The organism is Pseudooceanicola sp. NS-SX8 (assembly GCF_057380755.1).
This window is the reverse complement of the sequence record NZ_CM170819.1, coordinates 3,762,191-3,787,455: the sequence shown is the minus strand read 5'-3', so window position 1 is coordinate 3,787,455 and position 25,265 is coordinate 3,762,191. Positions and strand designations below refer to the sequence as shown.

The 25,265-nt window shown below is 67.6% G+C and carries 22 protein-coding genes; 11 read left to right on the top strand and 11 right to left on the bottom strand.

The features are described 5' to 3' along the window. The first annotated feature begins 2 nt into the window (after nucleotides 1-2). The 4 genes from AC2IR1_RS17305 to AC2IR1_RS17290 are packed head-to-tail and all read left to right on the top strand — an operon-like array spanning nucleotide 3 to nucleotide 3,577. Nucleotides 3-920: an ABC transporter permease subunit gene (locus AC2IR1_RS17305; protein ID WP_486473213.1), complete on the top strand. Its 918-nt coding sequence runs from the start codon at nucleotides 3-5 to the stop codon at nucleotides 918-920. Between the two features lie 2 nt (nucleotides 921-922). Further along, nucleotides 923-1,972, top strand: a complete 1,050-nt coding sequence (locus AC2IR1_RS17300) for an ABC transporter ATP-binding protein (protein WP_486473212.1) — start codon at nucleotides 923-925, stop codon at nucleotides 1,970-1,972. Between the two features lie 31 nt (nucleotides 1,973-2,003). After that, nucleotides 2,004-2,732, top strand: coding sequence for a DUF1868 domain-containing protein (locus AC2IR1_RS17295; protein ID WP_486473211.1), 729 nt, complete (start codon nucleotides 2,004-2,006; stop codon nucleotides 2,730-2,732). 14 nt (nucleotides 2,733-2,746) lie between these two features. Continuing rightward, nucleotides 2,747-3,577, top strand: coding sequence for an inositol monophosphatase family protein (locus AC2IR1_RS17290; protein WP_486473210.1), 831 nt, complete (start codon nucleotides 2,747-2,749; stop codon nucleotides 3,575-3,577). A gap of 54 nt (nucleotides 3,578-3,631) precedes the next feature. On the opposite strand, the gene AC2IR1_RS17285 is transcribed toward AC2IR1_RS17290, so the two are convergent. Then, nucleotides 3,632-5,005 (bottom strand): dipeptidase, encoded by a 1,374-nt coding sequence (locus AC2IR1_RS17285; protein WP_486473209.1) that lies wholly within the window; start codon nucleotides 5,003-5,005, stop codon nucleotides 3,632-3,634. Nucleotides 5,006-5,135: 130 nt separating this feature from the next. After that, nucleotides 5,136-6,095: a GSCFA domain-containing protein gene (locus AC2IR1_RS17280; RefSeq protein ID WP_486473208.1), complete on the bottom strand. Its 960-nt coding sequence runs from the start codon at nucleotides 6,093-6,095 to the stop codon at nucleotides 5,136-5,138. A 217-nt stretch (nucleotides 6,096-6,312) separates the two neighbouring features. Between AC2IR1_RS17280 and AC2IR1_RS17275 the strand changes: the two genes are divergently transcribed. The 3 genes from AC2IR1_RS17275 to AC2IR1_RS17265 all read left to right on the top strand — a co-directional run bounded on the left by AC2IR1_RS17275 (nucleotide 6,313) and on the right by AC2IR1_RS17265 (nucleotide 9,801). After that, nucleotides 6,313-6,966 carry a protein-L-isoaspartate O-methyltransferase family protein gene (locus AC2IR1_RS17275; protein WP_486473207.1) on the top strand — a complete coding sequence of 218 codons (654 nt, stop codon included), beginning with the start codon at nucleotides 6,313-6,315 and terminating at the stop codon, nucleotides 6,964-6,966. Nucleotides 6,967-7,041: 75 nt separating this feature from the next. Continuing rightward, entirely contained in the window at nucleotides 7,042-8,478 is a 1,437-nt protein-coding gene (locus AC2IR1_RS17270; protein ID WP_486473206.1) for a TolC family outer membrane protein, read from the top strand. Between the two features lie 72 nt (nucleotides 8,479-8,550). Then, entirely contained in the window at nucleotides 8,551-9,801 is a 1,251-nt protein-coding gene (locus AC2IR1_RS17265) for a hypothetical protein (protein ID WP_486473205.1), read from the top strand. Nucleotides 9,802-9,813: 12 nt separating this feature from the next. Here the strand turns inward: AC2IR1_RS17265 and AC2IR1_RS17260 are convergent, their stop codons facing one another. Together AC2IR1_RS17260 and AC2IR1_RS17255 are read right to left on the bottom strand one after the other, a co-directional pair. Beyond that, complete coding sequence (locus tag AC2IR1_RS17260) at nucleotides 9,814-11,283, bottom strand: cobyric acid synthase (protein ID WP_486473204.1); 1,470 nt, start codon at nucleotides 11,281-11,283, stop codon at nucleotides 9,814-9,816. An 83-nt stretch (nucleotides 11,284-11,366) separates the two neighbouring features. Beyond that, a complete protein-coding gene (locus tag AC2IR1_RS17255) occupies nucleotides 11,367-11,687 on the bottom strand; it encodes a DUF6280 family protein (RefSeq protein ID WP_097145801.1) in 321 nt (106 codons plus the stop codon). Nucleotides 11,688-11,909: 222 nt separating this feature from the next. Between AC2IR1_RS17255 and efp the strand changes: the two genes are divergently transcribed. Further along, nucleotides 11,910-12,473, top strand: a complete 564-nt coding sequence (efp, locus tag AC2IR1_RS17250) for an elongation factor P (RefSeq protein ID WP_486473203.1) — start codon at nucleotides 11,910-11,912, stop codon at nucleotides 12,471-12,473. Between the two features lie 635 nt (nucleotides 12,474-13,108). Here the strand turns inward: efp and AC2IR1_RS17245 are convergent. Continuing rightward, the gene (locus AC2IR1_RS17245) at nucleotides 13,109-13,930 is read right to left on the bottom strand and encodes a fructosamine kinase family protein (protein WP_486473202.1); all 822 of its coding nucleotides are present in this window, start codon (nucleotides 13,928-13,930) and stop codon (nucleotides 13,109-13,111) included. Then, on the bottom strand, nucleotides 13,927-14,694 hold the full coding sequence (gene ygfZ, locus AC2IR1_RS17240) for a CAF17-like 4Fe-4S cluster assembly/insertion protein YgfZ (protein ID WP_486473201.1): 768 nt from the start codon (nucleotides 14,692-14,694) through the stop codon (nucleotides 13,927-13,929). The genes AC2IR1_RS17245 and ygfZ overlap by 4 nt, the downstream gene beginning before the upstream one ends. Nucleotides 14,695-14,760: 66 nt before the next feature. On the opposite strand from ygfZ, the gene AC2IR1_RS17235 reads away from it, so the two are divergent. Further along, the gene (locus tag AC2IR1_RS17235; RefSeq protein WP_486473200.1) at nucleotides 14,761-15,216 is read left to right on the top strand and encodes a glycosyltransferase; all 456 of its coding nucleotides are present in this window, start codon (nucleotides 14,761-14,763) and stop codon (nucleotides 15,214-15,216) included. On the opposite strand, the gene AC2IR1_RS17230 is transcribed toward AC2IR1_RS17235, so the two are convergent. Next, the gene (locus AC2IR1_RS17230) at nucleotides 15,197-17,185 is read right to left on the bottom strand and encodes an ABC transporter ATP-binding protein (RefSeq protein ID WP_486473199.1); all 1,989 of its coding nucleotides are present in this window, start codon (nucleotides 17,183-17,185) and stop codon (nucleotides 15,197-15,199) included. The two genes, AC2IR1_RS17235 and AC2IR1_RS17230, sit on opposite strands and share 20 nt — an antisense overlap. Further along, nucleotides 17,182-17,865, bottom strand: a complete 684-nt coding sequence (locus AC2IR1_RS17225) for a phosphatase domain-containing protein (protein WP_486473198.1) — start codon at nucleotides 17,863-17,865, stop codon at nucleotides 17,182-17,184. The genes AC2IR1_RS17230 and AC2IR1_RS17225 overlap by 4 nt, the downstream gene beginning before the upstream one ends. 430 nt (nucleotides 17,866-18,295) lie before the next feature. Here AC2IR1_RS17225 and AC2IR1_RS17220 point away from each other — a divergent pair, with 430 nt between their 5' ends. Further along, complete coding sequence (locus AC2IR1_RS17220) at nucleotides 18,296-19,507, top strand: pyridoxal-phosphate-dependent aminotransferase family protein (RefSeq protein WP_486473197.1); 1,212 nt, start codon at nucleotides 18,296-18,298, stop codon at nucleotides 19,505-19,507. A 28-nt stretch (nucleotides 19,508-19,535) separates the two neighbouring features. Here AC2IR1_RS17220 and AC2IR1_RS17215 read toward each other — a convergent pair whose 3' ends face one another. After that, nucleotides 19,536-19,790 carry a hypothetical protein gene (locus AC2IR1_RS17215; protein WP_486473196.1) on the bottom strand — a complete coding sequence of 85 codons (255 nt, stop codon included), beginning with the start codon at nucleotides 19,788-19,790 and terminating at the stop codon, nucleotides 19,536-19,538. A gap of 79 nt (nucleotides 19,791-19,869) precedes the next feature. Continuing rightward, nucleotides 19,870-20,985 carry a pyridoxal phosphate-dependent aminotransferase gene (locus AC2IR1_RS17210; RefSeq protein ID WP_486473195.1) on the bottom strand — a complete coding sequence of 372 codons (1,116 nt, stop codon included), beginning with the start codon at nucleotides 20,983-20,985 and terminating at the stop codon, nucleotides 19,870-19,872. A gap of 408 nt (nucleotides 20,986-21,393) precedes the next feature. On the opposite strand from AC2IR1_RS17210, the gene AC2IR1_RS17205 reads away from it, so the two are divergent. Beyond that, the gene (locus AC2IR1_RS17205) at nucleotides 21,394-22,215 is read left to right on the top strand and encodes a crotonase/enoyl-CoA hydratase family protein (protein WP_486473194.1); all 822 of its coding nucleotides are present in this window, start codon (nucleotides 21,394-21,396) and stop codon (nucleotides 22,213-22,215) included. 226 nt (nucleotides 22,216-22,441) lie between these two features. Here AC2IR1_RS17205 and AC2IR1_RS17200 read toward each other — a convergent pair whose 3' ends face one another. After that, the gene (locus AC2IR1_RS17200; RefSeq protein ID WP_486473193.1) at nucleotides 22,442-25,177 is read right to left on the bottom strand and encodes a hypothetical protein; all 2,736 of its coding nucleotides are present in this window, start codon (nucleotides 25,175-25,177) and stop codon (nucleotides 22,442-22,444) included. Between the last annotated feature and the right edge of the window lie 88 nt (nucleotides 25,178-25,265).

Genomic DNA, 25,265 nt, shown 5'->3' with positions numbered 1-25,265 from the left:
CCATGATCGAAAACACCCGCTCCATCGACCGCGCGGCCAATATCATCCTGCTGACGGGACTGGCCTTTATCCTGTTCCCGCTGGTCATGACCCTGATCACCGCGACACAGAGCTACGAGGACTTCGTGCGTGACGGCATGTCGATCCTGCCGGGCCGGCACCTTTTCGACAACATCCGCCTGGTGGTGGAAACAACGCAGCTGCCCCGCCAGATCCTGAATTCCTTCATCGTGGCGCTGCTGACCGCCTCGATCAAATGCGTCATCGCCTTCGGCACGGCCTTCGCCATCGTCTACTTCCGCATCCGCTATGCCGGGCTTCTCTTCGCCATGGTGCTGGTCACGAACCTGCTGCCACTCGATCTGCGCTTCATCACCACCTACCAGGTCGCCTCCAACGTTATGATGCCGCTGAACGCCCTGCTGGAGGTTACGGGGCTGGCCCGCGTGATCGAGGCGCTGACGGGTCATCATCCGCACTATGAACTCAACCTGCTGAACACCTACTTCGGGCTGGTCGCCCCGACGCTGGCCAACGGCACCGGGACGTTTCTCTTCCGCCAGCATTTCCGCACCATGCCTGCCGACCTGTCCAAGGCCGCACGGATGGACGGGGCGGGGCCGGTGCGCTTCATGATCGACATCCTGATGCCGCTGTCGAAATCGACCTTCGCCGCGCTCTTCGTCGTGATGTTCCTGTCCGGCTGGACGGGTTACCTCTGGCCGCTGGTCGCGGCCTCCACCCCGGAAATGCAGACCGCCGTCGTCGGCCTGGCCCGGCTGTCCCCTGGTGATCCGGGCGTGGTGCCCAACTACCCCGCCATCATGGCCGGCGCGCTGATGGTCTGCATCATCCCGCTGGCGATCATCGCCCTGCTGCAGCGCCATATCGTGCGCGGCTTCACCCTGACCGAGAAGTGACCATGACCGCCAAGTCCATCGTCTTCGACGACGTGTCGAAATCCTACGGCAAGACCGATGTCATCCCCGGCCTCTCGGCCGAGATCCGGGCGGGCGAGTTCACCGTGATCCTCGGCCCCTCCGGCTGCGGCAAGTCCACCACGATGAACATGATCGCCGGGCTTGAGGCCGTGTCTTCGGGCCGCATCCTTATCGGCGGGCAGGAGGTTCAGAACCGGGAGCCCAAGGATCGCGGCTGTGCCATGGTGTTCCAGAACTACGCGCTCTACCCGCATATGACGGTGGGGCAGAACATCGGCTATGCGCTGAAGGTCGCCCGCGTGCCGCGCGCGACACGGGAGGCCCGTGTCGCGGAAGCCGCCCGGCTGGTGGAGTTGCAGGATTACCTCGACCGGCGACCGTCGGAACTGTCGGGCGGCCAGCGTCAGCGCGTTGCCATTGCCCGCGCGATCGTGCGCGAACCCGAAGTGCTTCTCTTTGACGAGCCGCTGTCGAACCTCGATGCGAAGCTGCGCCACGGGATGCGGATGGAACTGGCGGGCCTGCACCGCCGGATCGGCGCCACTTCCGTCTTCGTCACCCATGACCAGGTCGAAGCCATGACCCTGGCTGACCGGGTGATGATCCTGAACGCGGGCCGGATCGAGCAATTCGATACCCCGCAGGAAATCTACCACCGCCCCGCCTCCACCTTCGTGGCAGGTTTCATCGGATCACCGCCGATGAACCTGTTCGAGGTGTCCGCGCAGGGTGGCCTGCTGCTCCTGCCCGACGGATCGGCCATTGCCGAAACCCGGCGGCAGGGGCGCTTCACCCTGGGCATTCGGCCGGAGAAGATCGCCATCGGTCGCGGCCTGCCCGCCGAGGTCGTCTATCGCGAGGACCTCGGGTCGCACTCCTCCTTCGTGGCGCAGCTGCCCGGCGGGCCGCGCATCAACGTCGCGACCTCCCACGGGGCGGAACTCGTGGGCGGCAGCGACCTGTCCTTGGGTTTCCCGCCCGAACATATCCACCTTTTCGATCCCGAAACCGGCCTCCGGCTGGCCGAGTGATCCCTTCCCAAGACCAAGAAAGAGACCATCCATGGCCCCCAAACGTCCCGATCCCATTGCCGTCCTGACCGGCACCAAGTCCGGCGCTCCTCAACCCAACGGCATTTCCCTGCCCGGGGGGGGCGAAAAATTCTGGACCGACGGAACGGTGCAAAGCTGGCCCGGAAATACCTTCATCTGCCACGTGCCGCCGGCCTCCGCCGCCCATGCCGCGATCCGGGAGCTGCAGGAGCAGGTGAAGATGAGCCCCTTTGCACGCTTCTATACCTACCTCCCGCCGTCCTCCTTCCACATGACGATCTTCCAGGGTGTCTCCCCCTCGACCCGGGAAAACGACCTCTGGCCCAAGGGGGTGGAGGGGCGTCCCTCCCGCGATGCGCTGACCGCGCATATGCTGGCCCAGACCGAAGCCCTGCGTTTCGACCCGCCCAGGGCGCGCATGGTGGATCTGTATTGCGGCAACAGCCTGACCATGGCCGGCGCGGACGAGGCCGAGGAAGCGCGCCTGCGTGACATCCGTCGCCAGATCCTCGACGCCACGGGGCTGACCCTCCCGGGGTTCGAGGACTACGTGTTCCACGTCACGCTGTCCTACCTTGTCAGCTATGTCTCTCCGGCAACTGCCCGCGAAATCGTCGATTTTTCGGCCCAGCTGACGGAACGCTACCGTGATGCGGTCGGAACCGTTAACCTGGGCGCGGTCGAGTTCTGCAGCTTCGAGACCATGCACCATTTCGAACCCCTCAAAGCGCTGGTCTGAGCGCCGGAGATCCCATGCCAATTGAAGACACCATCATCACCGGCCTGATCGAGGCCGTGCGCGAAGTCGCGCGGGAGGAAATCCTGCCGCGTTTCCGCAACCTCTCGCCCGATCAGATCGCCACGAAGTCCGGGCCGCAGGACCTGGTGACCGAGGCCGACCAGGAGGCCGAGCGCCGCCTGACCTCCGTTGCCAACCGCCTGCTGCCCGAGGCCCTGGTCGTGGGAGAGGAAGCGGTGGAGGAGGATCCCACGATCCTCGACCGGCTTCGCGATGCGGAACTTGCGGTGATCATCGATCCCGTTGACGGGACCTGGAACTTCGCCAGCGGCCTGGCGACCTTCGGGGTGATCCTTGCCGTGGTGGAGAAGGGACAGACCGTGTTCGGCCTGCTCTACGATCCGGTGCTGGACGATTGGGTCATGGCCACGAAGGGAGGCGGAGCGTGGTTCTGTCGCCCCGATCAGGCGCCGCGGCGGCTGACCGGCGCGCCCCAACGGAGGCAGGACGAATTGCAGGCCCTGCTGCCGCTCTACGCCTATTCGTCCGGGCAACAGCTGGCGCTGACCGAACTGTCGCAGGACTTCGGCAGGACCTTTACCTTGCGCTGCTCCTGCCATGAATACCGGTTGATGGCCTTTGGCCATGCGGACGTCATGCTGTCGCCCATGGTCAAGCCCTGGGATCACGCGGCGGGGGTTCTGGTGGTCGAGGAATGCGGCGGGGCTGCCTGGGCCGGCGGAACACCGGGGTACGCGCCGGCGACGCCGGGCTTTCCGTTGATCGTATCCGCCAACCGGGAAAATCCCGTCGATGTCGAACGCTGGCAGCCTTTCGGCGGCTGACCCGTTAGTACAGGGCAGGCCAGGGGAGGGCGGGCTTGCGGGCCCGCCCCATCGTCATGCGCCGCGCGCCAGGGTTTCCATCAGCCGGCAATAGGCGACCTGGCCGGTGTGGAAGGCCTCGAGGCGGAAGAACTCGTTCGGGGCGTGGATGTTTTCGTCGCCGTGGCCGAAGCCGTACATCACGGCATGCACGCCCAGTTCGTTCAGCAGGGTGGTCATGACGGGGATCGACCCGCCGACTCGCGTGCGGAAGGGCGCGGTACCGTAGACTTCTTCCAGCACCTGCGCCGCGACGCCGGTGGCATTGTGGCCGGAAGGCACCTGGAAAGGGTCGGCCTGGCCGGGGTTTTGCACCACTTCGACGGTCACGCCGTCGGGGCAATGTTTCTCCACATGGGCGCGGATCGCCTCGAACACCGCGGCAGGCGACTGGTTGGCGACCAGGCGGCAGGTGATCTTGGCACTCGCCTCTGCCGGCAGCACCGTCTTTGTGCCCGCCCCCTGCCAGCCGCAGGTCAGCCCGTTCACCTCCAGCGTCGGGCGCGCCCACAGCCGTTCGCGTACGCTGTATCCCGGCTCGCCATGGGTCGCCGGGGCGCCGGTTTCAGCCAGGTACTCGGCCTCGTCGTAGGGCACGCGGGCGATGGCGGCGCGGGTGTCCCCGTCCAGCGGAAGCACGTCGTCGTAGAAGCCCTCGACGGTGATCGACCCGTCGGTGGCCTTCATCGTCGCCAGGATCTGCGCAAGGGCCATGCCGGGGTTGGCGACGCCACCGCCGTGCATGCCGGAGTGCAGATCGCCCTTCGCCCCCTTCACGTGGATTTCCAGGCTGACCAGCCCCTTCAGGGCCTCGACGATCTGGGGTTGGCCGGGCGCCCACTGCGACCCGTCGGCGGAAAAGATCATGTCGGCTTTCAGGCGCTCCGCCTCCGCCGCGACGAAGGGCGGCAGGTCGGGGGATCCGATCTCTTCCTGGCCCTCGAAGAAGAACTTCACGTTTACCGGAAGGCGTCCCTCCGTCTTCAGCATCGCCTCGGCCGCGAGGATCGGGATCAGCATGCCGCCCTTGTCGTCGGATGCGCCGCGGCCCCAGACCTTGCCGTCGCGGATCTCCGGCTCGAACGGCGGGCTGATCCACAGATCGAAGGGTTCCGCCGGTTGCACGTCGAAATGGCCGTAGACCAGGATCGTCGGCTTGTCCGGCCCCGCCCCCATCCATTCGGCGCAGACCACGGGATGGCCGTCCGTCGGCAGGATCTCCGCCCCGTCGACACCGGCGGCCGCCAGTCGCGCGGCAACCCATTCGGCTGCGCGCATCACGTCCGGGGCATGCTCCGGCACGGCAGAGACGGAGGGGATGCGGACAAGGTCCAGCAGCTCGTCGGTGAAACGAGCCTGGTTCTCTTCCAGGTAGGTCTTCCAGTCCAAGGCACTGACTTTCTTTGGGGATCACTCCCGGCGGAGAGTGCCTTGCGGTGTCTGTCCTGGCCATAGTCGGCTGGGCCGGTTCCGGTTCCGGCCTCGCTTCTGCCTGCTGCCTGCACAGAAGGCGGGCGTCTCAGGCGGCGCCTTGCGCGGCTTCGGGCAGAAGGTAGCGGTCGACCATGCGGGCGATCACCCGATCCACCACCGCTGGTCGCACGTGCACGTTATCCTCTCCGAAGGCGGAGAGGCCCATGGAAAGGACCATTTCGTAGCTGGGGAAATAGTCCACATCGTCCCTTTGCCGCGCGGCGTCCTCTGCCACGACGCGCAGCACGGACTTGGAGTAGCCATTGCACAGCACCGCGTCTCCTCCGGCGAAGGTAACCTGCAGCGGGACGGGGGACACGGTCAGGATCACCCTGCGACGCCCATTGTCGCAAAGCCGGTCGAGCAGCTGGTTCACCATCGTGGCGCTTTCCTGGACGCCGAGCTGGCGGAAGGCGAACCGTGCGGGTTCGGCGTTGATCAGGCGGCGGGTCGGCGCCTCGTTCAGGTAGAGCTCCGTCGCTCGGTCAAACCAGCATTCGACGAGGCCCAGGGTCACCACCACGACGCCCGCGGCGTCCAGCCCGTCGAGATAGAGCGACCTGATCTGGCCCCGCCTTTGCATCGCGCGGTCGCGGTGGACGGCGCGCGATCCGGTGGCGAGCAGGCAATCCATGACCTCTTCCTCCGCCACGGGGTAGAGGCTGGCGCCTGTTTCCGCCTCGTCGAGCATCGTCAGGCACTGCAGCATGGTCCCGGGATTGTACTGGTTCAGGATCCTGTTCGCCCGTCCCGGTGCCTCCTCCTGCGGCGCGGTGAAGCTGGCGGTGGGAACGGCCAGCCCGTGGGACAGCAGGGCATCTTCGACGTTGCGGGCAAAGCAGGAGCCGATGGTGAACACGCTGTCGCCCGGTCGCAGGGTGAAGCCGGGGCAGGTTTCGGGGATCAGCATTCCGTCGGCATGGCGGGCTGTGTCCCGGCCGGGAAAGCGGCGGTCGGGGTTTGCGAGGGTCTGGCGAAAGGCGGTCAAGCCATCGATTTCCTGCATGCGGGCCTCCTTCTGGAACACCCGGAGCGGCCGGGTTGGCGACGACCCGGGCACGATGGGGGAGGGAGGGTTAACATCCTGACAAGCCTGCTGCGGGTTAGCCCGGAAATGTGGCTTTGCGGGAGCAATGAGCGAATGCGTCGCATCGCGTCGTTGCTGCCGGGGATTCTCTGTGGCACAACCGTCCCAAGAGGATTCTGAACGAACGAGTCTAGTTATGTCCGACTATGCTGCCCGCCGCACGATGATGGTCGATGCGCAGGTCCGTCCCTCCGATGTGACCAAGTTCCCGATCATCGAGGCGATGCTCTCCGTTCCGCGAGAGCTTTTTGTCCCCCAGGAACGCCAGGAAGCGGCCTACCTGGGAGAAAACATCCCGCTGGGCGGCAACCGTGTCCTGCTGGAGCCGCGGACCTTTGCCAAGATGTTGGACGCGCTGGATATTCAGCCGGAAGAGCTGGTTCTCGACCTGGGCGCGGCACAGGGCTACTCCGCGGCGGTCATCGCCCGTATGGCCGAGGCCGTGATCGCGGTCGAGGAAGATGCGGAGCTCTCTGCGGACAGCCAGCAGGTTCTCAGCGACCTGGGCGCGGACAATGTCGTGCTGCATGAGGCAAAACTTGCCGATGGAGCGCCGGAACATGGCCCCTACGACGTGATTCTCATTGAAGGCGCCGTCGAACACCTTCCCGATGCCATTCTGGAGCAGCTGAAGGAGGGCGGCCGGATCGCCGTTCTCTTCGCAGAGGGCCATCTGGGTGTCGTACGTATCGGCTACAAGATCGACGGTAAGGTGAACTGGCGATTCGCCTTCAATGCCGGGGCCCCCGTGCTGCCCGGTTTCGAACGGCACGCGGCGTTCACGCTCTGACCCCCTCCGGTCGGTTGGCCGCCGCGACTTGAAAATGACAAGCCGGGGCGACCGGCGGAACGAGGAAGTATCGCAATGATGGAATTGGCGAAGTCGCTGACCCGCAAAACACGAGCAGGCGGGATCGGCAAAGTTGCGAAGTCGCTGCTGTCGAGCGCGGCCTGTGCCATGGCTCTTGCCGCGCTGCCCGGCGCTTCCAGCGCCGAAACGCTGGGCCAGGCCCTGGCGGACGCCTACAACAGCAGCGGCCTGCTGGAGCAGAACCGCGCGGTTCTCAAGGCCGCGGACGAAGATGCCGCCCAGGCGATTGCCGCCCTGCGTCCCGTCCTGTCGTGGTCCGCAAGCGCGGACCATGACTTCAGCGATACCTACAACACCTCCTCCAACAGCGCGTCGCTCGCGCTGTCGCTCACCTATACGCTGTTCGATTTCGGGGTCAGTGACCTGGACGTCGATCTTGCCAAGGAAACGGTCCTGCTGACCCGTCAGCAGCTGGTGGCCTACGAACAGCAGATCCTGCTGCGTGCCGTCACCGCCTACATGGAAGTGCGCCGTGCGCTGCAGACCGTCGACCTGCGCCAGGCCAACGTTCGCCTGCTGAGCCAGGAACTGCGCGCCGCGCAGGACCGGTTCGACGTGGGTGAGGTGACCCGCACCGATGTCTCGCAGGCAGAGGCCGCCCTGGCCGCGGCCCGCAGCAACCTGACCTCCGCCCAGGGCTCCCTGATCCAGGCAAACCTGGAATATGAGGCGGCTGTCGGTCACAAGCCGGGCGATCTGGCCCCGGCATCCAACCTCGGCACGATTCCGTCCAGCGTCAACGACGCGATCAATGTCGCGATCCAGACCCATCCCAGCATGGAAGTGGCCCGCCGGCAGGTGAACCTGACCGACATCTATGTCTCCCAGGCCGATGCGGCGATGAAGCCCTCGATCGACCTGTCCGCCAGCTATGCGCTCAGCCGTGACCTGGACGCCTCCAGCAATACCCGGGGCGGTTCTGTCGGGCTCAGCATGTCGGCGCCGATCTACAGCGGCGGTGCCGTTGCCTCCGGCCGTCGCCAGGCGCTGATCAACCGCGAAGCCCAGGTCGCGAACCTGCGCGTGGTGACCAGCGACGTGACGCTGGACGTGGGCAATGCCTTCTCCGCCATCCAGATCGCTCGGGCGGCGACGGTCTCCGGCAAGGAGCAGGTGCGTGCCGCAGAGGTTGCCTTCGACGGTGTCCGCGAAGAGGCCAACCTTGGTTCCCGCACCACGCTGGACGTGCTGACCCAGGAACAGGACCTTCTGGATGCGCGTGTCAGCTACCTCTCCGCTCAGGTGGACGAGGTCGAGGCGCGCTACACCCTGCTCTCCACCATGGGGCTGCTGACGGCCGAAAACCTTGGCCTGAACGTCGAAATCTATGATCCGGCGGCCTACTACAACATGGTGAAATCCGCGCCCGCCGGGATTTCCAAGCAGGGTCGGCAGCTCGACTCGGTGCTGCGCCGCATCGGCAAAGAGTAAAACCCCGCACATCCATTGTCGGATGTCCCTGCCCGGGATAGACTTGGGCAGGGACAAGAGAAGTGTGAGCAGATGACCGACCCGGTATCGAACATCCAGATCGAGGATGTTCTGGCATCCATTCGAAAGCTGGTGTCTGAAGAAGTGCGCGCGCAGACGCGCGCCGAAGACGACCGCGTGAACGCCGACCCGTCCGAGGACGTGCAGGGATCCGAGGATCTGGCTGCGCATGATGAGCCTGTGGCGGAAGAGCCCGTGGTCGAAAAGCTCGTCCTGGCGCCGCACCTTCGGGTCGCCGATGACGAGGTTTCCGACATCGCCGCCGATGATCCGGGGGATGAGCTGTTCGCCGCCCCCTTCGAGGCCGCGCCGGAGCAGACCTTTGCAGAAGAAGCAGAGGTTTATGATTTCCGGGCGCATACCTCTGAGTTTCAAGAGCCCGAAACCGAGCCCGCGGAAGAGGCGCCGTTCGTCACGGCGCAGGAGCCCGGCGATCTGTCCGATGACGCCTCCGACGATCTTGGGATCGACGCTGTCATCGCCGCGTTGAGCGACGACCTCTCCGAAGAACCGGCGACCCAGGCGCCTGCCGATTGGCAAGCCGTCGCACCCGAAGACGATCCCGAGCATTTCGGCGACTGGGGTGATGGCGCGGCCGAGGCGCTCGCCTCCGCCCAGTTCGCCGACGAGGCGCAGGCAGAGGCCGAGGCCGAAGAGGCTGGTCCGGACGAAACCGGTCTGGGTGAGGCTGCCTTGGATGAGGAGAGCCTGGACGGTGCCGAAATGGCTGCCGAAGGCCCAGAGGACGAAGATGCGCGCTTCGATGAGCTTGAGTCCGTGCTGAGCTCACTCGATTTCGATCCCGCGCCCGCACAGGAATTCGAGGTCGAAAGCTTCCGGGCCGAGGTCGAGGACGCTGAGGTGCTGGAGGAAAGCTCTGCCGCTGATACGTTCGAGCGTCTCTTCCGTCAGGATGCCGGCCGCACCCCCCTCTCCGACGTGGAGGAGGCTGCAGAGCCGAGTCCCGAACACGAAGATCCCGAAGAAGTGGCCGTCGATGCACAGGATGACATGGCCGCAGTCGAAGGGCAGGGTGACGACAGTATCGCTCAGCCGCTGGCGCAAGCCGCCGATCTGAGCCTGGAAGAGCCCGCGGCCGAGGCAAGCGGCGCCACGATGGACGAGGCGATGCTGCGGGAGCTCGTGTCCGAGATCATTCGTCAGGAGCTTCAGGGCGCCCTGGGGGAACGGATCACCCGCAATGTCCGAAAGCTGGTCCGCAGGGAGATCCAGCGCGCTCTGCAGAGCCAGGATTACATCTGAGCGGCGCCGGCATCAGCCGGTGCCGGCCTCGGCGGAGATTTCCCAGATACGATCAAGATCCATGTGGGTTTCCAGGTGCAGGGCGAGCGCATCCAGCGCGGCTTCGACGCCGCTATCGTAGGCCTGTGTCGCAGGTGCGCCGAGGTCAGACAGGAAGGCAGAGCGGAAGGCGTCATCGCCAAACAACCCGTGAAGGTAGCTCCCCCTGACGCGCCCCTCGGCCGTGGCGGCCCCCTCGGCCCTGCCGTCCAGTTGCAGCCATGCATTGCCGCAATCCGGGCCAGTCGTATGACCAAGGTGGATCTCGTACCCGGAAATCGTCGCGCCGCTGGCAGGGTGATAGCCCTGGACTAGCGCGAGCCGCTTTTCCGGTCTCATCTCGGTCGTGATGTCCAGCAGGCCCAGCCCCGGGACCTGTGTCGGGTGGCCCTCAAGTCCCTGTGGGTCAGACAGGCTCTGGCCTAGCATCTGGTACCCGCCACAAAGGCCCAGCACATGACCGCCGCGCCTTACATGGGCCAGCAGGTCGATATCCCAGCCCTGCGCCCGCAGGAATGCCAGATCGGCGATGGTGGATTTCGAACCGGGCAGCAGGATCAGCCGTGCCGAGGCGGGTAGGGGCGTTCCCGGCTGCACCAGCGTCAGGCGCACCCCGGGCTCCGCTGCAAGTGGGTCCAGGTCGTCGAAGTTCGCGATCCGGGGCAGAAGCGGTACGGCGATTTCGAGCGCTGCGTCGCCGCCTTGGGGCGGGCGGCGATCCAGATCCAGGACGTCTTCCGCAGGCAGGCGCCAGGCCTCGTCAAACCAGGGGATCACGCCTAGGCCGGGCCAGCCGGTCAATGCCTCGATGGCCTGGTAGCCCTCGGTGAAAAGGCCGGGATCGCCGCGGAACTTGTTGATGGCGAAGGCGCGGATGAGGGCCAGATCCTCGGCAGGCAGGATCCGGTGGGTGCCGGCCAGCTGCGCAATGACGCCGCCCCGGTCGATATCGCCGACCAGGATCACCGGCACGCGCGCGGCCTGGGCGAAGCCCATGTTGGCGATGTCGTTGCGCCTCAGGTTGATCTCTGCCGGGCTGCCGGCCCCTTCGATCAGGACCAGGTCCGCATCGCGCTGCACCTGGCGGTAGCTTTGCAGCACGCGGGACATCAGCTGGGCTTTCAGGGCGGGGTAGTCGCTTGCCGCCGTGCTGCCCGCCAGCTGGCCCTGGATGATCACCTGCGCGCCGCGCTCGCTTTCAGGCTTCAGCAGGACCGGGTTCATGTGAACTGAGGGCGACACGCCGCAGGCCCTGGCCTGCAGGGCCTGGGCGCGCCCGATCTCTCCGCCATCCGGGGTGACGGCGGCATTGTTCGACATGTTCTGGGGCTTGAAGGGCCTCACGGCCAGGCCGCGGCGGGCAAAGGCACGTGCAAGCCCTGCCACCAACATGGACTTGCCCACGTTGGATCCCGTCCCCTGGATCATGATCGCTCTGGTCATGCGGCGCCTTCTGCGGGTCGCGGACAACGAAAAACGCGCCCCTTTCGAGGCGCGTCTTTCAAGAGGGCTTCATCTTGTGTGGCTCAGGCAGCTTCTGCCTGCTCCGCTGCGTGACGACGCTCGCTCTCCTCGCGGGAGAGGGCGACGGAGGTGCGAACACCTTTGGAGACAAACTCCATCAGGCCACCGACAACGCGTTCGTTCGGGTCGATGCCTGCACAGGACAGAACTTCACGGCCATCGCGGGACCGTGCCCAGCGGGCGATCTGTTCCGGGCCGTTGCCGTATTTCTTGTCGTCGGCGATGGCGTCGTCGAGTGCCGCCAGTACGACAGCGGCGAAGAGTTTGCGTGCGCGGTTGCCCTGTTCGTTATTGAAGGCGGTGCCGTCAACGAAATCTTTCATGATCCGTCCTTGCTTATTGCTCTTGTGTTTCGGGCGTGCCGCCCCTTATGACCAAAACGAGGCGATTCGGATAGCGCAAACTCGCATCCCCGTTATGCGATTTGCGCATGCCTGTTTCGGTGCCCGGCGGGCGCCCCGGAGCCCGTGGCGAACGCTTGTCACGAGACCGAGGGCCATATATAGGCTGGCCCTGAATTGGATCAACCAGCGCAGGCTTTTCGAATGCCCAAGATCAACGGAAACGAAATTCGCCCCGGCTACGTGCTGGAGCATAACGGCGGTCTCTGGGCTGCCGTGAAGGTCGACCACGTCAAGCCCGGCAAGGGCGGCGCCTTTGCCCAGGTCGAGATGAAGAACCTTCGCAACGGCTCCAAGCTGAACGAACGTTTCCGCAGCGCCGACAAGGTCGAACGCGTCCGCCTGGAACAGAAGGACATGCAGTTCCTGTTCGAAAGCGACGGCATGCTGAGCTTCATGGACGTGGAAACCTTCGACCAGGTCGAAGTGCCCGCCGACCTGCTGGGCGACCGTCGCCCCTTCCTGCAGGATGGCATGACCATCGTCGTGGAATTCTATGAATCCGAGGCCCTGAACGCCACGGTGCCGCAGAAAGTGACCTGCAAGATCGTGGAGACCGAGCCTGTCGTGAAGGGCCAGACGGCCGCCAACTCCTTCAAGCCGGCCATCCTGGACAACGGCGTGAAGGTCATGGTGCCGCCCTTCGTCGGCCAGGACGAGGACATCATCGTCAACACCGAGACCATGGAATACGCCGAACGCGCCTGACCGGAGAGGCGCGGGCCGCAAGGCCTGCGGCCAGGGCCGACAGGACCCGGGGTGCACCCCAGATCATTGGGGGCGAGATCAGGGGGCCGCGCAATTGCGCGGCCCCTTTCGCATTGGTGGAGGTGGCCGCCCGACAGGGCGGGGGCCGCAGGCAGCGCCGCCCGGTGCCCTGCGCGCCGGGCGGTGTCAGGCCGGATGCCGCTGGGCCGGATTCGCCCGGCGGGCGCCTGGGGGAACTTGCCGGGACGCAGGGAAAGATCGCTGACCGGAAAAACGGGAATTTGACCCAGGAGTCAGTTGATCCGTATCCCCATGATCCTTTTGCATGGCTTCGCCCCCATGGGTTGCGACCCTGCGATAGGTTGCGGATTCCCTTCGCCAGCGTCCGTTACCGCCCGAAATGCGCGAATGGAACGTCGGTATCACGTCGGTATTTGATCGGTATTGCGACGGTGCGGATTCAGCTTGGGCGGCCTTGATTAATTTTTACGCAGAGAACTGTTGCGTATGGGCAACATCCATATCACCTGTCACCGCCGCCACAGGGCACCCCGAAAGCCTCCGGGGCGCCATCGGCAAAGGCGACAGGGGGCGATCTCGGGAGGCGATCCGGAGGGGCAGGGGTGCGGAAGGGTTCAGCCGGGTAGGGAATCCAGCAGCCCTTCGACGAGGCTGCGGTAGCCGTCCCCGAACAGGCGCAGATGCACAAGCGCGGGCCAGAGCTGATAGATCGGCCGCCGGGCATCCCAGCCGAGTTCCAGCGCGCCGTAGGCCTCGGCGAAGCCGGGGCCGGGCCGTCCGAAGAGATGCAGCATGGCGAGGTCGACCTCGGCATGGCCGATGCTGCAGGCGGGGTCGATCAGGTGCACGCCACCGTCCGGGCCAAAGAGCAGGTTCCCGGCCCAGAGATCGCCATGCAGCAGCGAGGCGCGGGGCGCGGCGGGCAGCAGGTCGGGCAGGCGGACCGCAAGCGCTTCGAGCCGGCGGGCCAGGCCGATGGGCAGCCCTTCGAGGCCCTGCAGCAGGCGCGCCCGGGCCCAGAATTCCGGCCAGTCTTCTGCCGCCGTGCGGGCGGAGGGGATCTGGACGGAGCCGAAGGCATATTCGGCAGACCAGCCCCAGGGGGCATCCCCGGCCACGGGCGCGGCATGCAGGGCGCGCACGACCTGGCCCAGCTGCGGCCAGGACCCGTCGCCGGGCCGGGTTTCGGGCAGGTGTTCGAGGATCAGCAGCAGGGGCTTTGCATGCAGCACGCGCGGCGTGGGCACCCCTGCGGCAGCCAGGGCGCGCAGCATCTCTGCCTCCACCAGGACGTGATCGCCGATCTTGGCGACGACCCGGCTGCCATCGGCCAGCGTCAGCTCCCTCAGTTCGGAGAGGTCCCCCCCCTGAAGGCTGCGCATCGCGGTGATGGGTTGGCCCACCACCGCCGAAAGCAGCGCTGCGAAGTCGGTCATGCGTCCCGGTCCGTCCCTGTCGTGCTGTCCAGAAGGGTGACGGTTGCCTCGCCCGCGGTGAGCGGCCCTTCCGCGCGGTCGAAGCGCAGGAAGGCGATGCCGCGTCCGGCGGACTGGGTGAAGAGCGTGCCGGCGGGCCTGTCCTCGGCCATCACCGGCGTGCCGACGGGCGCTTCGCCCGTGACGGCGACGGAGCGGAGGCCCTTGCGCAGCTCTGTCTTGTGTTTCATCCGCGCGGTGACTTCCTGCCCGACGTAGCAGCCCTTGCGGAAGTCGACCCCGTGAAGCCGTTCGAAGCCCGCTTCGAGGATATAGGTGTCGGGGGTCAGTTCGATCCCGGTTTCGGGGATGCAGTGCTGGGTGCGGATCGCGGCGAAGTCGGTGCCGTCATCGCCTGCGGTGTCACCGTAGAGCCGCCAGCCGAGCGCGGGGTGGCGCGGGTCGGCCACGGCGCCTTCGGGGGCGGGGCCGGTGCCACGGAAGACCGACAGGCCGCTGTCGGCGATCTGGACGTCGGCGCGCAGCTTGTACATCGACAGCCGTTGCAGAACGCCTGCCGCCAGCGGTTCGGCCACGTCCAGCAGCACGTCATCGCCATCGGCGATCAGCAGGAAGTCCGCCAGGTACTTGCCCTGGGGCGTCAGCAGGGCGGCGTAGACCGCGCCTTCGGACAGGCGGGAGACGTCGTTGGTGACGAGGTTTTGCAGGAAATCGCGGGTATCGGCGCCGGACAGGCGGAGCACGCGGCGTTGTGTTTCGGACATCGGGGACTCCCGGTTTTCGTTGCGGTCCCTTATAGCCCCGGGAAACGGCGACTGACAGGGTGAGACATGCGGGCTGCGATATCGGTGATCCTGACGACGCGAAATGCGGCGGAACGACTGCCCCGGCTGGTGCCGGTGCTGTTTCGCGGCGTGCAGGAGGGTGTCGTGCGGGAGCTGATCTTTGCCGATGCCGGATCCGGGGACGACACGCTGCAGATCGCAGAGGCGATCGGGGCGGAGGTCGCGGGCCCGGGCCGGGAGGCGGGGGCGGCGCTGGCGAAGGGCGAGTGGCTGCTGTTCCTGGACCAGGCGGATCAGCCCGGGGAGGACTGGGCCGAGGCGGCGGCGGCGCATTTGCCGTCGCGGGCGCCGGCGGTGTTTTCCGAAGGCGCGCTGGCGGATCTGGCGGCGAAGGCCGGGCGGCTGTCCCGGGGGCGGGCGGTGATGATCCGGGCGGCGGACTTCCGCGCCGGGCGGCAGGGCCGCCCGGTCGTGCTGCCGGTCAGGAACCGAAGAACCTGAGGATCCGGCGCAGCAGGCCCGTGTCGTCGGCGGCCTCTCCCGGCAGGCGTCCGCCGTTGCGGGCGCGGGCATCGGCCAGGGCGGCCTGGTCGGCGGTGCGGCCATCGGTTCGGAACTGCAGGTCATGGAGGTGGGCGTAGAGCCCGCCCCCCGCCAGCAGCTCTTCGTGGGTGCCATGGTCGACAGCCTGGCCGCGGTCCATCACGACGATCTGGTCGGCGCCGCGCACGGTGGACAGGCGGTGGGCGATGACCAGGGTGGTGCGGCCCTTGGCGAGGCGGTCCAGGGCGGCCTGCACCACCGCTTCGGACTTCGCATCCAGGGCCGAGGTCGCCTCGTCCAGCAGCAGGATCGGCGTGTCACGCAGCAGGGCGCGGGCGATGGCCACGCGCTGACGCTGACCGCCGGAGAGGGAGGAGCCGCGCGGGCCCACGCGGGTTTCGAGACCGGCAGGCAGCTTGTCCACGAAGTCGGAGACATGGGCGGCGTCCAGGACCTCCCGCAGGCGGGCGTCGGTGACATCGGTGCGGCCCAGCAGGATGTTTTCCCGCAGCGTTTCATCGAAGAGCGCCGAATCCTGCGACACGACCGAGAAGAGATCGCGCAGGTCTTCCAGCTTCATCCCCGACACCGGCACGCCGCCGATCTCTATCCGGCCGGAGGAGGGATCCACCAGCCGGGTGAGGATGTTGAACACGGTCGACTTGCCCGCGCCGGACGCCCCGACCAGCGCCGTGGTCTGGCCCGCCCTGGCGGTGAAGGTCAGCCCGTTCAGCACCTGCGTTTCGCCGTAGGACAGGTGCACATCCGCGATCTCGACCCCGGGCATGCCGAGGGGCGGCGCCACGGGATGGCTGGGCGAGACGAGCGTGGGTTCGGTCAGCATCAGTTCGCGGATCCGTTCCAGCGCCGCCGCTGCCACCTGCCAGGTGCCGGAGACGGAGCCCAGGCGCCGCAGCGGTTCGAAGGCAAAGCCGATGGCGGTGAAGAAGGACATGAATTCGCCCACCGTCTTCTCCCCCGCGATGATCTGCGAGCCGCCGAAGATCAGCACGCCCAGGAAGCCCACGCCTGCCATCATGTCGATCATGCCGGGGATCGCGGCGGTGCCCAGGGTCGCGCGGATCTCTGCCCGGATCTGTTCCCGGGTGAGCTGGCGGTACTGGTCCAGCTGGTAGTCTTCCAGCCGGTTGAGCTTGACCGGGACCATGCCGTGAAAGATCTCGTCCAGACGGGTCGCCAGCTTCGCGCCAAGGTCGCGCGCCTCGCGGGAGCGGGCGCGGACGAACTTCTGGATGATCATCGAGGGCGCCACGAGGATCGGCGCACCGACAAGCGCCACCAGCGTCCAGCGCCAGTCGACGGAGATCGCCACGCCCATCAGGATCACCAGCGACACCAGGTCCCGGCCCGCGCCGGTCAGGATCGCCGACCAGACACCGTTGACCGCAGCAACGTCCGCCTGCACCCGCTGGATCAGGAAGCCCGGCGGATGGGTCTGGTGAAACGTGCCGTCCTGGCGCATCAGGTTCGCCAGAAGATCCACCCGCAGGTCGGCCGCATTGCGCTGTGCCACCCGGGCCAGCAGCGCCTTCTGCCCGATGGAGGAGAGCGCGCGCAGGATGAAGATGCCCAGGATCGCAGCCCCGACCAGACCCATGGCCCCGGTGTTGCCCTGGATGAAGACGGTGTCGAACATCGGCTTCATCATCCAGCTGAGCGCGCCCAGCATGGAGCCTTCGAGCGACATCAGCAGCAGGGCCCCCAGCAGCAGCCAGGTGAATTTCTTCAGGTAGTTGGACCAGAGCCAGCTGGCCAGGATCCGGCCGGGCACATGTGCCTCGTCCTGGCTGGTTTCGGGCGCCGGTTTCGCGGCCCTCCGGGGTGTTTCGCCGGCCTGTGCCTTTTCGGGTGCCGTCGGGGTGCCGGTTTGGGAGCGCGTCCCGGACGCCGTTTTCTGGTCCGTCATCGTTTCCACCAGGGCAGGGCCTTGAAGTCCTTGTTCAGCGCGTCGGGATCGTACTCCGTCCGGATCCAGTCCTCGAACCCGATGGGGGAGGCGGCGTTGCGTTCGGCGTAGCGATCCAGGATGTAGTCGAGCACGCCTGTCTTGGATTTCCGGATGTGGATGTATTTCATCGACAGCATCTTGCGGGCCTCTTCCACCGGGCGGCCTTCGATCACCATGAGGTAGATGGCCGAGGCGAAGCCTGCCCGGTCGGCCCCGGACTTGCAATGCATGACGAAGGGGCGTTCGATGGTGCGGAAGGCGTCGATGACCTTCAGGATCGCCTCTGCCGGGACGGCACGGCGGGCGTTGAGGTTGCAATCGACCAGGGTCAGGCCCAGTTCGCGGCAGCTTTCCTTTTCGGTCAGGTAGTGCGCGGCCCCGGCGGCGCCGCGCAGGTTCAGCACATGGGTGATGCCCATGGCCTTCATCTGTTCGAACCGCTTGTGGGTCGGATGGTTGGACCGCCAGACGCCCGGCGCGATCTCGAACAGGTTGGTCCAGAAGGTGCGCAGGATCGCGTGATCGAACCACAGATTGTAGATATTTGCCCGCCGACGCAGTTCCGGGGTGGAAAGGTCGGTGTTGTAGTGGTTGCGCAGGCGGCGCTCCCACTTGCGGATCCTGTCGGCCAGAGCCATGCGGTGAACCCCTGTTTCATCCTGCCCGGGTCGTCCGGGGCGCGCCCCGGGATGATCCCCTGAAAATCCGCCCCCATGTAGGGGAGAGTGCCCAGCGAAGCAAGCGAACCATGGTCGCGGCGCGGATGGCCCGGGCGTGCGAAGCGGGAATGCGCGGGTGATATGGCGGCAGGGCGCGGGGTGGGGCGCCGAGTAGGGTGTGGGGGCCAGTCGTGGCGGGAAGCGTGCCGGAATGCACAGCGGGCCGCCGGGGCGGGCGCATTTGATGCCCACCGGCACGGAACGCGACGGATTGACCTTGCCGGGGCGGGAGCTAAAGCTGTGCGGGTTTCCGGCGGGTTCGCGACCCTGCCGGTGTTTCCCGTGTTGCGAAAGCCCGTGCTGCAAAAGCTCGTGCTGCAAAAGCCCGCACTGCAAAAGGATATCCCAGATGAGCCTCGCCCATGGCCGCCCCTACCTTGCGATTCCCGGCCCGTCGGTCATGCCCGATGCGGTCCTGCAGGCCATGCACCAGCCGGCGCCGAACATCTACGAGGGCGATATCGTCACCCTGGTCGAAGGCATCGTGCCGGATCTCAAGCGGGTGGCCAGGACCGAGGGCGAGGCCGCGATCTACATCTGCAACGGCCATGGCGCCTGGGAAGCGGCCCTGTCGAACCTGTTCCAGCCCGGTGACCGGGTGCTGATCCCCGCCACGGGGCGCTTTGCCCATGGCTGGGCCGACATGGCGGTGGGCCTGGGCATCGTGCCGCAGATCGTGGAATTCGGCACCGCCTCCACCATTGACGCGGCCCGCATCGAGGAGATCCTGGCGGCGGACAAGGCGCATGAGATCAAGGCGGTGATGTTCAGCCACGTGGATACCGCGACCTCCATCCGCAACGATCCGCGCCCCCTGCGGGCCGCGCTGGACGCGGCCGGGCACCCGGCGCTGCTGATGGCCGATTGCATCGCCTCGATGGCCTGTGACGAATTCCACATGGATGCCTGGGGTGTCGACGTGGCGATCACCGGCAGCCAGAAGGGCCTGATGGTGCCGCCGGGGCTGGCCTTTGTCTTCTTCAACGACCGGGCGAAGGAGTTGCGTGCGGCGAACCCGCGGGTGTCGCGCTACTGGGACTGGGTGCCCAGGACGGAGCCGGAGGCGGTCTACCAGTACTTCGGCGGCACCTCTCCGACGCATCACCTGTTCGGGCTGCGGGCCTCGCTGGATCTGCTGCATGGCGAGGGGATGGAGCACGTCTGGGCGCGGCACGCCACGCTGGCCCGGGTGATCTGGGCCGCCTGTGAAAGCTGGGCCGAGGCGGGGGTGCTGAAGATGAACGTGGCGGACCGGGGGCTGCGCAGCCACGCGGTGACCGCGCTGGGCGTGGGGTTGGGCAATGGCGAGAAGCTGCGCCGCTGGACGGCGGAGAACGCGGGGCTGACGCTGGGCCTTGGCCTGGGGATGTCCACGCCCGAGGATCCCAATGGCACCGGGTTCTTCCGGATCGGCCACATGGGGCACCTGAACGCGCATATGGTGCTGGGGGCGGTGTCGGTGATCGAGGCGGGGCTTCAGGCGCTGCAGATCCCGCATGGATCGGGCGCGCTGGAGGCGGCGGCGGCCGTGGTGGCCCAGCCCGAGGCGGTGGCCTTCTGACGATGTGCCGCCTGGCCCCGCCCTGGGGTCAGCCGCGGCGGCGGCGACGCAGGGCCTCGATCCCCATGTAGGTGGCATAGGCGCCCAGGATGACCGCGCCGAAGCCGAAGGCGGCCCAGAGCGCGATGAAGATCCATAGAAGGTTCACCAGCCCCATGACAAGGGCGGCGTTGGTGTAGTCGGGAACGGAGCGGGGGCCGCTGTCGCGGGTGGCGGAGCCATGCCGGAGATTGGACAGGCGGTTGGACACGTGATTGGTCACGGGGCGAGGGCCTTTCGTCATGCGCCTCCCTGCCCACAGAGCTACCGCGCCGGTCCGGAAAGTCCAGAGCGACGCGGCGAATGCCTGCCATGCAGCGGGATCAGGCCGCCGTCGTGACCTTCTGCAGGGCGCGGGGCAGGGCTTCTTCCAGGCGGGCCAGCTCTTCCGCCGTGCCGCAGGAAATGCGGATGCAGCGATCCTGGGGCGCCACGAAGGGCATGCGCACGAAGACGCCTTCCTCGGCCAGGGCCGCGACCAGCGCGCGCGCGCGGTCGCCATCGCCGCCGCAATCGGCGGTGACGAAATTGGTGGCGGAGGGCAGGGGCTCCAGCCCGTTGGCGCGCAGGATGCGGCCGATTTCCGCACGCGCGCCGGTCACGGCGCTGCGGGTCCTGTCCAGCCAGTCGGCGTCGGCCAGGGCGGCCAGCGCGCCGGCCTGCGCCGCACGGTTCATGCCGAAGTGGTTGCGCACCTTGTCGAAGGCGGTGATCAGCTCTGCCGCGCCAAGGGCATAGCCCACACGCGCCCCGGCCATGCCATAGGCCTTGGAGAAGGTGCGCATGCGGATCACGCGCGGATCTTCGACCGGCAGCGGCAGCAGCGCATCTTCGGGGGCGAATTCGCCATAGGCCTCGTCCAGCAGCAGAAGCGTGCCTTCGGGCAGGGCGTCCAGCGCCGCGGCGATTTCTGCCCCGGGCAGGTAGCTGCCCATGGGATTGTCGGGGTTGGCGAAGTAGACGATCTTTGCATCGACCTCGGCCGCGCGGGCCAGCAGGGCGGGCAGATCCTCGGCATCGTCGCGATAGGGTACGGCCTCGATCCGGCCGCCATAGCCCGCGACGTGATAGTTGAAGGTCGGATAGGCCCCGGCAGAGGTAACGACCACGTCGCCCGGGCCCACGGTCAGGCGCACCAGATCGCCCAGCAACCCGTCGATCCCGCCCCCGACGACGATATTGCCGGGCGCGCAGTTCCAATGCGCGGCCAGTGCTGCGCGCAGGTCGTGGCTGGCCGGATCGCCGTATTTCCAGATTTCCGCGAGGGTTTCCTGCATCGCCAGGATCGCGCGGGGGGAGGGGCCGAAGCTGTTCTCGTTCGCGCCCAGCCGGGCGGTGAAGGGGGCACCGCGGCGGCGCTCCAGCTCTTCCGGGCCGGTGAAGGGCACGGTGGAGGGCAGGGCGGCGGCAAGCGCGGTCAGGCGGGCATTCGTTGTCATGGCGGCGGCATTACTCCCGTATTGCACTGCGGCGCAAGCGAATTTGCACGCCATGGGCCATGCCCTGCCGGGGCGCCCGGGGCCTGCCGGGGAAGGGCGTGCCAGGGGCGGGTGGGCAGGCGGGCAAGCAGGCGGGCGGGCAGGGGCTCTGGGGCGGGGATCGGGGGGCAACTGGACGATGGCGGTCGCCTGGGCGCGGACCTTCTTCCCGGCCCCGAAGTCTGACGCTGAAGTCTGGCCCTGAGGTTTGGCCCTGAGGTCTGGTCGAGCAGGCTGGCCCTGCGTCCGGCTCTACGTCTGGCCCTTTGGTGCCGTGACGTTGCGTAGAAGCGGCGACTGGCGCCGGGGCGGCCCTCGACAGGGGCGCGGGGGCGCCGGATGATCCCTGCGAAGACAGGAGGGAGCGAAATGGCACAGACCCAGATGACCTTTGGCGGGGCAAGTCCCCGCGTGCAGGTGGATATTCGCGATCACGTGGCCCGGGTGACGCTGGTGCGGGCGGACAAGATGAACGCGGTCGATACCGCCATGGCAGAGGCGATCGTTGCCGCAGGCGAGGCGCTGGCGCCGCGCGAGGATGTCCGTGCGGTCGTCCTGGCGGGGGAGGGGCGGGGGTTCTGCGCCGGGCTGGACGTGGCCAGTTTCGCGGAATTCGCCGGCACCGATCCGGAGGCGCGGGTGATGCCCCGGACCCATGGCGATGCCAACCTCTACCAGCAGGTCTGCCTGGTCTGGCGCGATCTGCCGGTGCCGGTGATCGCAGCGCTGCACGGCGTGGCCTTCGGCGCGGGGTTCCAGCTGGCCATTGCCGCCGATATCCGCATCGCCCATCCCGCCACCCGCCTGGCGATCATGGAAGCAAAGTGGGGCCTGGTCCCCGACATGGGGGGCATGGTCCTGCTGCCGCAGCTGATCCGGTCGGACGTCCTGCGCCTGCTGACCTATACCGCAGAGCCGGTGGAAGCCCCCCAGGCGCGGGACTGGGGCCTGGTCACCCGGCTGGCGGAGGATCCCCATGCGGAGGCAGAGCGGCTGGCGGCGATGATCGCGGGCAAGAGCCCCTCCGCCACCCGCGCGGCCAAGCGCCTGATCGGGCTGGCCGAAAGCGGGGAGGCGGCGGATACGGTGCTTTACCATGAAAGCAAGGAGCAGGCGGCGCTGATCGGGGGGCGCGACCAGATGGAGGTCATCGCGGCCAACATGGCGGGGCGTGCACCCGTTTTCGGATAGGGGGCGGTTTCCGGATTGGGGCCCACTTTCGGTTGGGGGGGAGGGGGCGCTGCCCCCTCTGAAGCCTGCGTCTTCATTCACCCCCGGAGTATTTCGGGCGGGTTGAAGCCTGAAGGAGGGCGGGATCCGGGGGCGGTGCTGCGCCCGGAGAGGGTCCAAGCGCCTGATGCAAAAGGAGGGAGCCCTTTGGGGACCCCCTCCGCTGTTTTGTCCGGTGGCTTGCCGATCAGCCCGCCGCGCGTTCCTCGGGGCGGAAGCCGATGCTGTCGGAGACGGTGAAACGCCCGGCCTCGGCCTTGCGGATCTTGCCTTCGCGCAGCAGCTGGCCGAAGGCGCGCAGCCCGTCTTCGCGGGTGAACTCTTCGGGCGCGGTGGATTTCACCCGCGCCATCAGCTGCGGCCGGGAGAAGAGCGGCTGCCCTTCCATGAACGAGATGTAGGAGGCCGCGGCCTCCAGCAGTTCGCCGAGCGTGGTTGCGCCGACCTGGTCGGCGTAGTCGTCAAAGCCCTGGTCGGGTTCGCGGGTCGGTGCGGGATCGGGCAGCGGGTCGCGGCTGTGGCCGATGCGGTCGTGCCGGGCCAGGTCCGCGATGGACACGCGCCGGGGCCGGACCGGGGTGCGGGGCTGGCCGTCCTCGGTATCTATGCGCTGCTCCGCCACCAGCTTCAGCGGCGCGGGACGCTTGTCGGCGCTGGGGCGCGCGGGGCTGTCGCTGCGGTGGGCGATGGCGGGGCGGCGCGGGCGGACGACCTGGGCCAGATCCTCTCGGTAGGCGTCGGTGGTGTCCTCGCGCGGGGCGAAGTCGGAACCGGCGGCCTTTTCGGCCTTCTTGGCGGCCACGGCGGCGCGCAGGTGCGCCAGGGCCGAGCGGCGGCGGGTGTTGTCTTCCTGTTCGAACTGGTTGTCCGTCTCGCGCAGGATGCGATCCATCTGGGCGCCGTGATCGGCGGGGTGCAGCGTATCGCGCGCGGGCTCACGCTGGGGGCGGATCGGGCGCGTCCGCGTGGCTTCGGGCGCCTCTGCGAGGGGCGCTTCTTCGGCGGCTTCGGTACGCTCCGCTTCGGGGGCGGGGGCCTCCTCGGTATCGGCTTCGGCCTGCCAGGTGCCCCAGCTGTCGCCGAGCTCATCCTCTGCAGTGGCCTCCGCCGGGGCGTCCTGATCGGCCTCGGGACCCGCTGCCGAGGCCTGGCCCCGGGCGATATCGGCTTCCAGGTCCGCCAGTTCGCGCTGCAGCTCCGCCTCTGCCTCGGGGGAGAGCGTGCTGGCGGGCGCCTCGGTCGGGAGATCCCGGCGCTTGACCTTGATCACGCGGGCCATGATGCGGGGGGCGGGGGTGTCGTCCTCTCCCTCCGCGAAGAGGGAATCCTCGCCGGCGGGATCGAACCCGTCGTCGTCTTCTTCCGCCGCTTCGGGGGCGGCAAAGAGATCGGTATCGGCGGGCAGCGGTTCTTCGGCCGGATCTTCAAGCACCAGGGGCGCTTCGGAGTGGGGCGCTTCGGGGATGGGCGCGGCTTCGGTGGCGGCGGCGATGGCGGCGCGGCGGGCCACCACGTCGCGGATCCGCTGCAGTTTCAGCGCCACGTCGGTGACATCGGGGGTCGCCGGCTGCACCGCCAGTTCAACGGCGGCGGTCCGGGCGCGGGCGATCGCTTCCTCTGCCTCGGCAATGGAATCCCAGCCTTCGCCCTGCGGGGAAAGATCCTCTGCCGTGTCGTCGGAGAGGGGCGTATCGGCGGCTGCGGCGGCGTCATCCGTTGCCTCGGCGGCCAGGGGGGCCGCTTCGATTTCGGGCACTTCGACGTCAGCCGTGTCGATCACGGTTTCGGGCGTGTCTGCCGCAACGGGGGGCGCCTGCGCGGGCTCTTCTTCTGCAAGGGCGGCAGGTTCTGCGAAAACGGGATCTTCGGCCAGATGGCCTGCGCCGCCTGCGATGCGGGCGAGAAGGGGATCGTCGGCGTCGTCAGCCGCGACCGTATCCTCCGCTGCCGCAAGGGGCGCGGCCTCATGGGCGGAGACCTCGGCAACCTCTGCCGCAACCTCTGCCGCGTCGGGCAGGGGGCTTTCGGAGGTCTGCGCCATATCGGTTTCGGGCAGGTCGGCTTCGGGGGCTGCCATTGCGGGCGCAGATTCAGGCGCAGATTCAGGCACGGATTCGGGCACGGTTTCGGGCGCGGACAGGAGATCCGCTTCGGGCGCCTCGACCTCCGGCTCGACCGTTTCGGGCGTCTCTGCCTCTGCATCGGTGGGGGCGACTGCGATATCCTGCGCGGGCATGGCGATGTCGCCCGGCTCCCCAAGATCGTCATCCAAGGCGTCCGGGCCGGACATCTCCGGAAGAGGTGCCGGGTCACCTGCATCCACGATGCCCCCTGCCGCCGCGGTCCCGTCAGAGGGGGCGTCGGACGGCTGGGCCGCAGCAGGCCGGGCCGCTGCGGGTTCGGAAGCAAGAAGGGCCGCGCCGCCGGCGGCGGCCAGGGCGGCGGCGATCCGGGGGGCGCGCATCGGGCGCGCGGGCATGTCCTCGGGCGCCACGTCCTCGGCTTCCACCACGGCCTCGTCCGAGGCGGAGACAGCGTCGGGGGCCTCTGCCGGGGTGCTCTGCGCGACGGGCTGTTGCGGTTGAGCTTCGGTGCCGGCCGTGGCGGGCGCTTTGGCGGGGGCCTGTTGGGGCGCCTCTGCGCTCGTCCCTGTCGCGGCCTCGGGTCCCGCATCGGGGCGCAGGACGATGCTGCCGTCTTCGGTCCGGGCATTGACCCGGCGCGCGATCGAGCGTTCGGCCAGCCGGGCAAGCATGTCGGCATCGGGGGTCGGAGGTTCGGCGCCGAAATAGCGGTCTTCGGCGGCAAGGTCGCGGAAGTATTCCGCGATGGCCTTCATGGTGTCGAAAGCGTCGTCGAATCCTTCGAGAGTACAGGAGAAAGTCCCGTAGGAGACCGTCAGGATCTTGTTCGACTCAACCACTTTACTTCTCGCTCGTTCTGACGTTACCGACCATGGACCCCGAGAGGAGAACGGGCCGGACGGCGACCTGTTTCAGGGTATTTGATCT

Excerpts from the sequence above, each read along its gene's own strand:
- AC2IR1_RS17290 (WP_486473210.1), top strand. The coding sequence starts at position 2,747 with ATGCCAATTGAAGACACCATCATCACCGGCCTGATCGAGGCCGTGCGC.
- AC2IR1_RS17275 (WP_486473207.1), top strand. The coding sequence starts at position 6,313 with ATGTCCGACTATGCTGCCCGCCGCACGATGATGGTCGATGCGCAGGTC.
- ygfZ (WP_486473201.1), bottom strand. The coding sequence starts at position 14,694 with ATGTCCGAAACACAACGCCGCGTGCTCCGCCTGTCCGGCGCCGATACC.
- AC2IR1_RS17280 (WP_486473208.1), bottom strand. The coding sequence starts at position 6,095 with ATGCAGGAAATCGATGGCTTGACCGCCTTTCGCCAGACCCTCGCAAAC.
- AC2IR1_RS17305 (WP_486473213.1), top strand. The coding sequence starts at position 3 with ATGATCGAAAACACCCGCTCCATCGACCGCGCGGCCAATATCATCCTG.
- AC2IR1_RS17235 (WP_486473200.1), top strand. The coding sequence starts at position 14,761 with ATGCGGGCTGCGATATCGGTGATCCTGACGACGCGAAATGCGGCGGAA.
- AC2IR1_RS17220 (WP_486473197.1), top strand. The coding sequence starts at position 18,296 with ATGAGCCTCGCCCATGGCCGCCCCTACCTTGCGATTCCCGGCCCGTCG.
- AC2IR1_RS17295 (WP_486473211.1), top strand. The coding sequence starts at position 2,004 with ATGGCCCCCAAACGTCCCGATCCCATTGCCGTCCTGACCGGCACCAAG.
- AC2IR1_RS17255 (WP_097145801.1), bottom strand. The coding sequence starts at position 11,687 with ATGAAAGATTTCGTTGACGGCACCGCCTTCAATAACGAACAGGGCAAC.
- AC2IR1_RS17225 (WP_486473198.1), bottom strand. The coding sequence starts at position 17,865 with ATGGCTCTGGCCGACAGGATCCGCAAGTGGGAGCGCCGCCTGCGCAAC.
- AC2IR1_RS17265 (WP_486473205.1), top strand. The coding sequence starts at position 8,551 with ATGACCGACCCGGTATCGAACATCCAGATCGAGGATGTTCTGGCATCC.
- AC2IR1_RS17230 (WP_486473199.1), bottom strand. The coding sequence starts at position 17,185 with ATGACGGACCAGAAAACGGCGTCCGGGACGCGCTCCCAAACCGGCACC.
- efp (WP_486473203.1), top strand. The coding sequence starts at position 11,910 with ATGCCCAAGATCAACGGAAACGAAATTCGCCCCGGCTACGTGCTGGAG.
- AC2IR1_RS17245 (WP_486473202.1), bottom strand. The coding sequence starts at position 13,930 with ATGACCGACTTCGCAGCGCTGCTTTCGGCGGTGGTGGGCCAACCCATC.
- AC2IR1_RS17205 (WP_486473194.1), top strand. The coding sequence starts at position 21,394 with ATGGCACAGACCCAGATGACCTTTGGCGGGGCAAGTCCCCGCGTGCAG.
- AC2IR1_RS17260 (WP_486473204.1), bottom strand. The coding sequence starts at position 11,283 with ATGACCAGAGCGATCATGATCCAGGGGACGGGATCCAACGTGGGCAAG.
- AC2IR1_RS17300 (WP_486473212.1), top strand. The coding sequence starts at position 923 with ATGACCGCCAAGTCCATCGTCTTCGACGACGTGTCGAAATCCTACGGC.
- AC2IR1_RS17210 (WP_486473195.1), bottom strand. The coding sequence starts at position 20,985 with ATGACAACGAATGCCCGCCTGACCGCGCTTGCCGCCGCCCTGCCCTCC.
- AC2IR1_RS17215 (WP_486473196.1), bottom strand. The coding sequence starts at position 19,790 with ATGACGAAAGGCCCTCGCCCCGTGACCAATCACGTGTCCAACCGCCTG.
- AC2IR1_RS17270 (WP_486473206.1), top strand. The coding sequence starts at position 7,042 with ATGATGGAATTGGCGAAGTCGCTGACCCGCAAAACACGAGCAGGCGGG.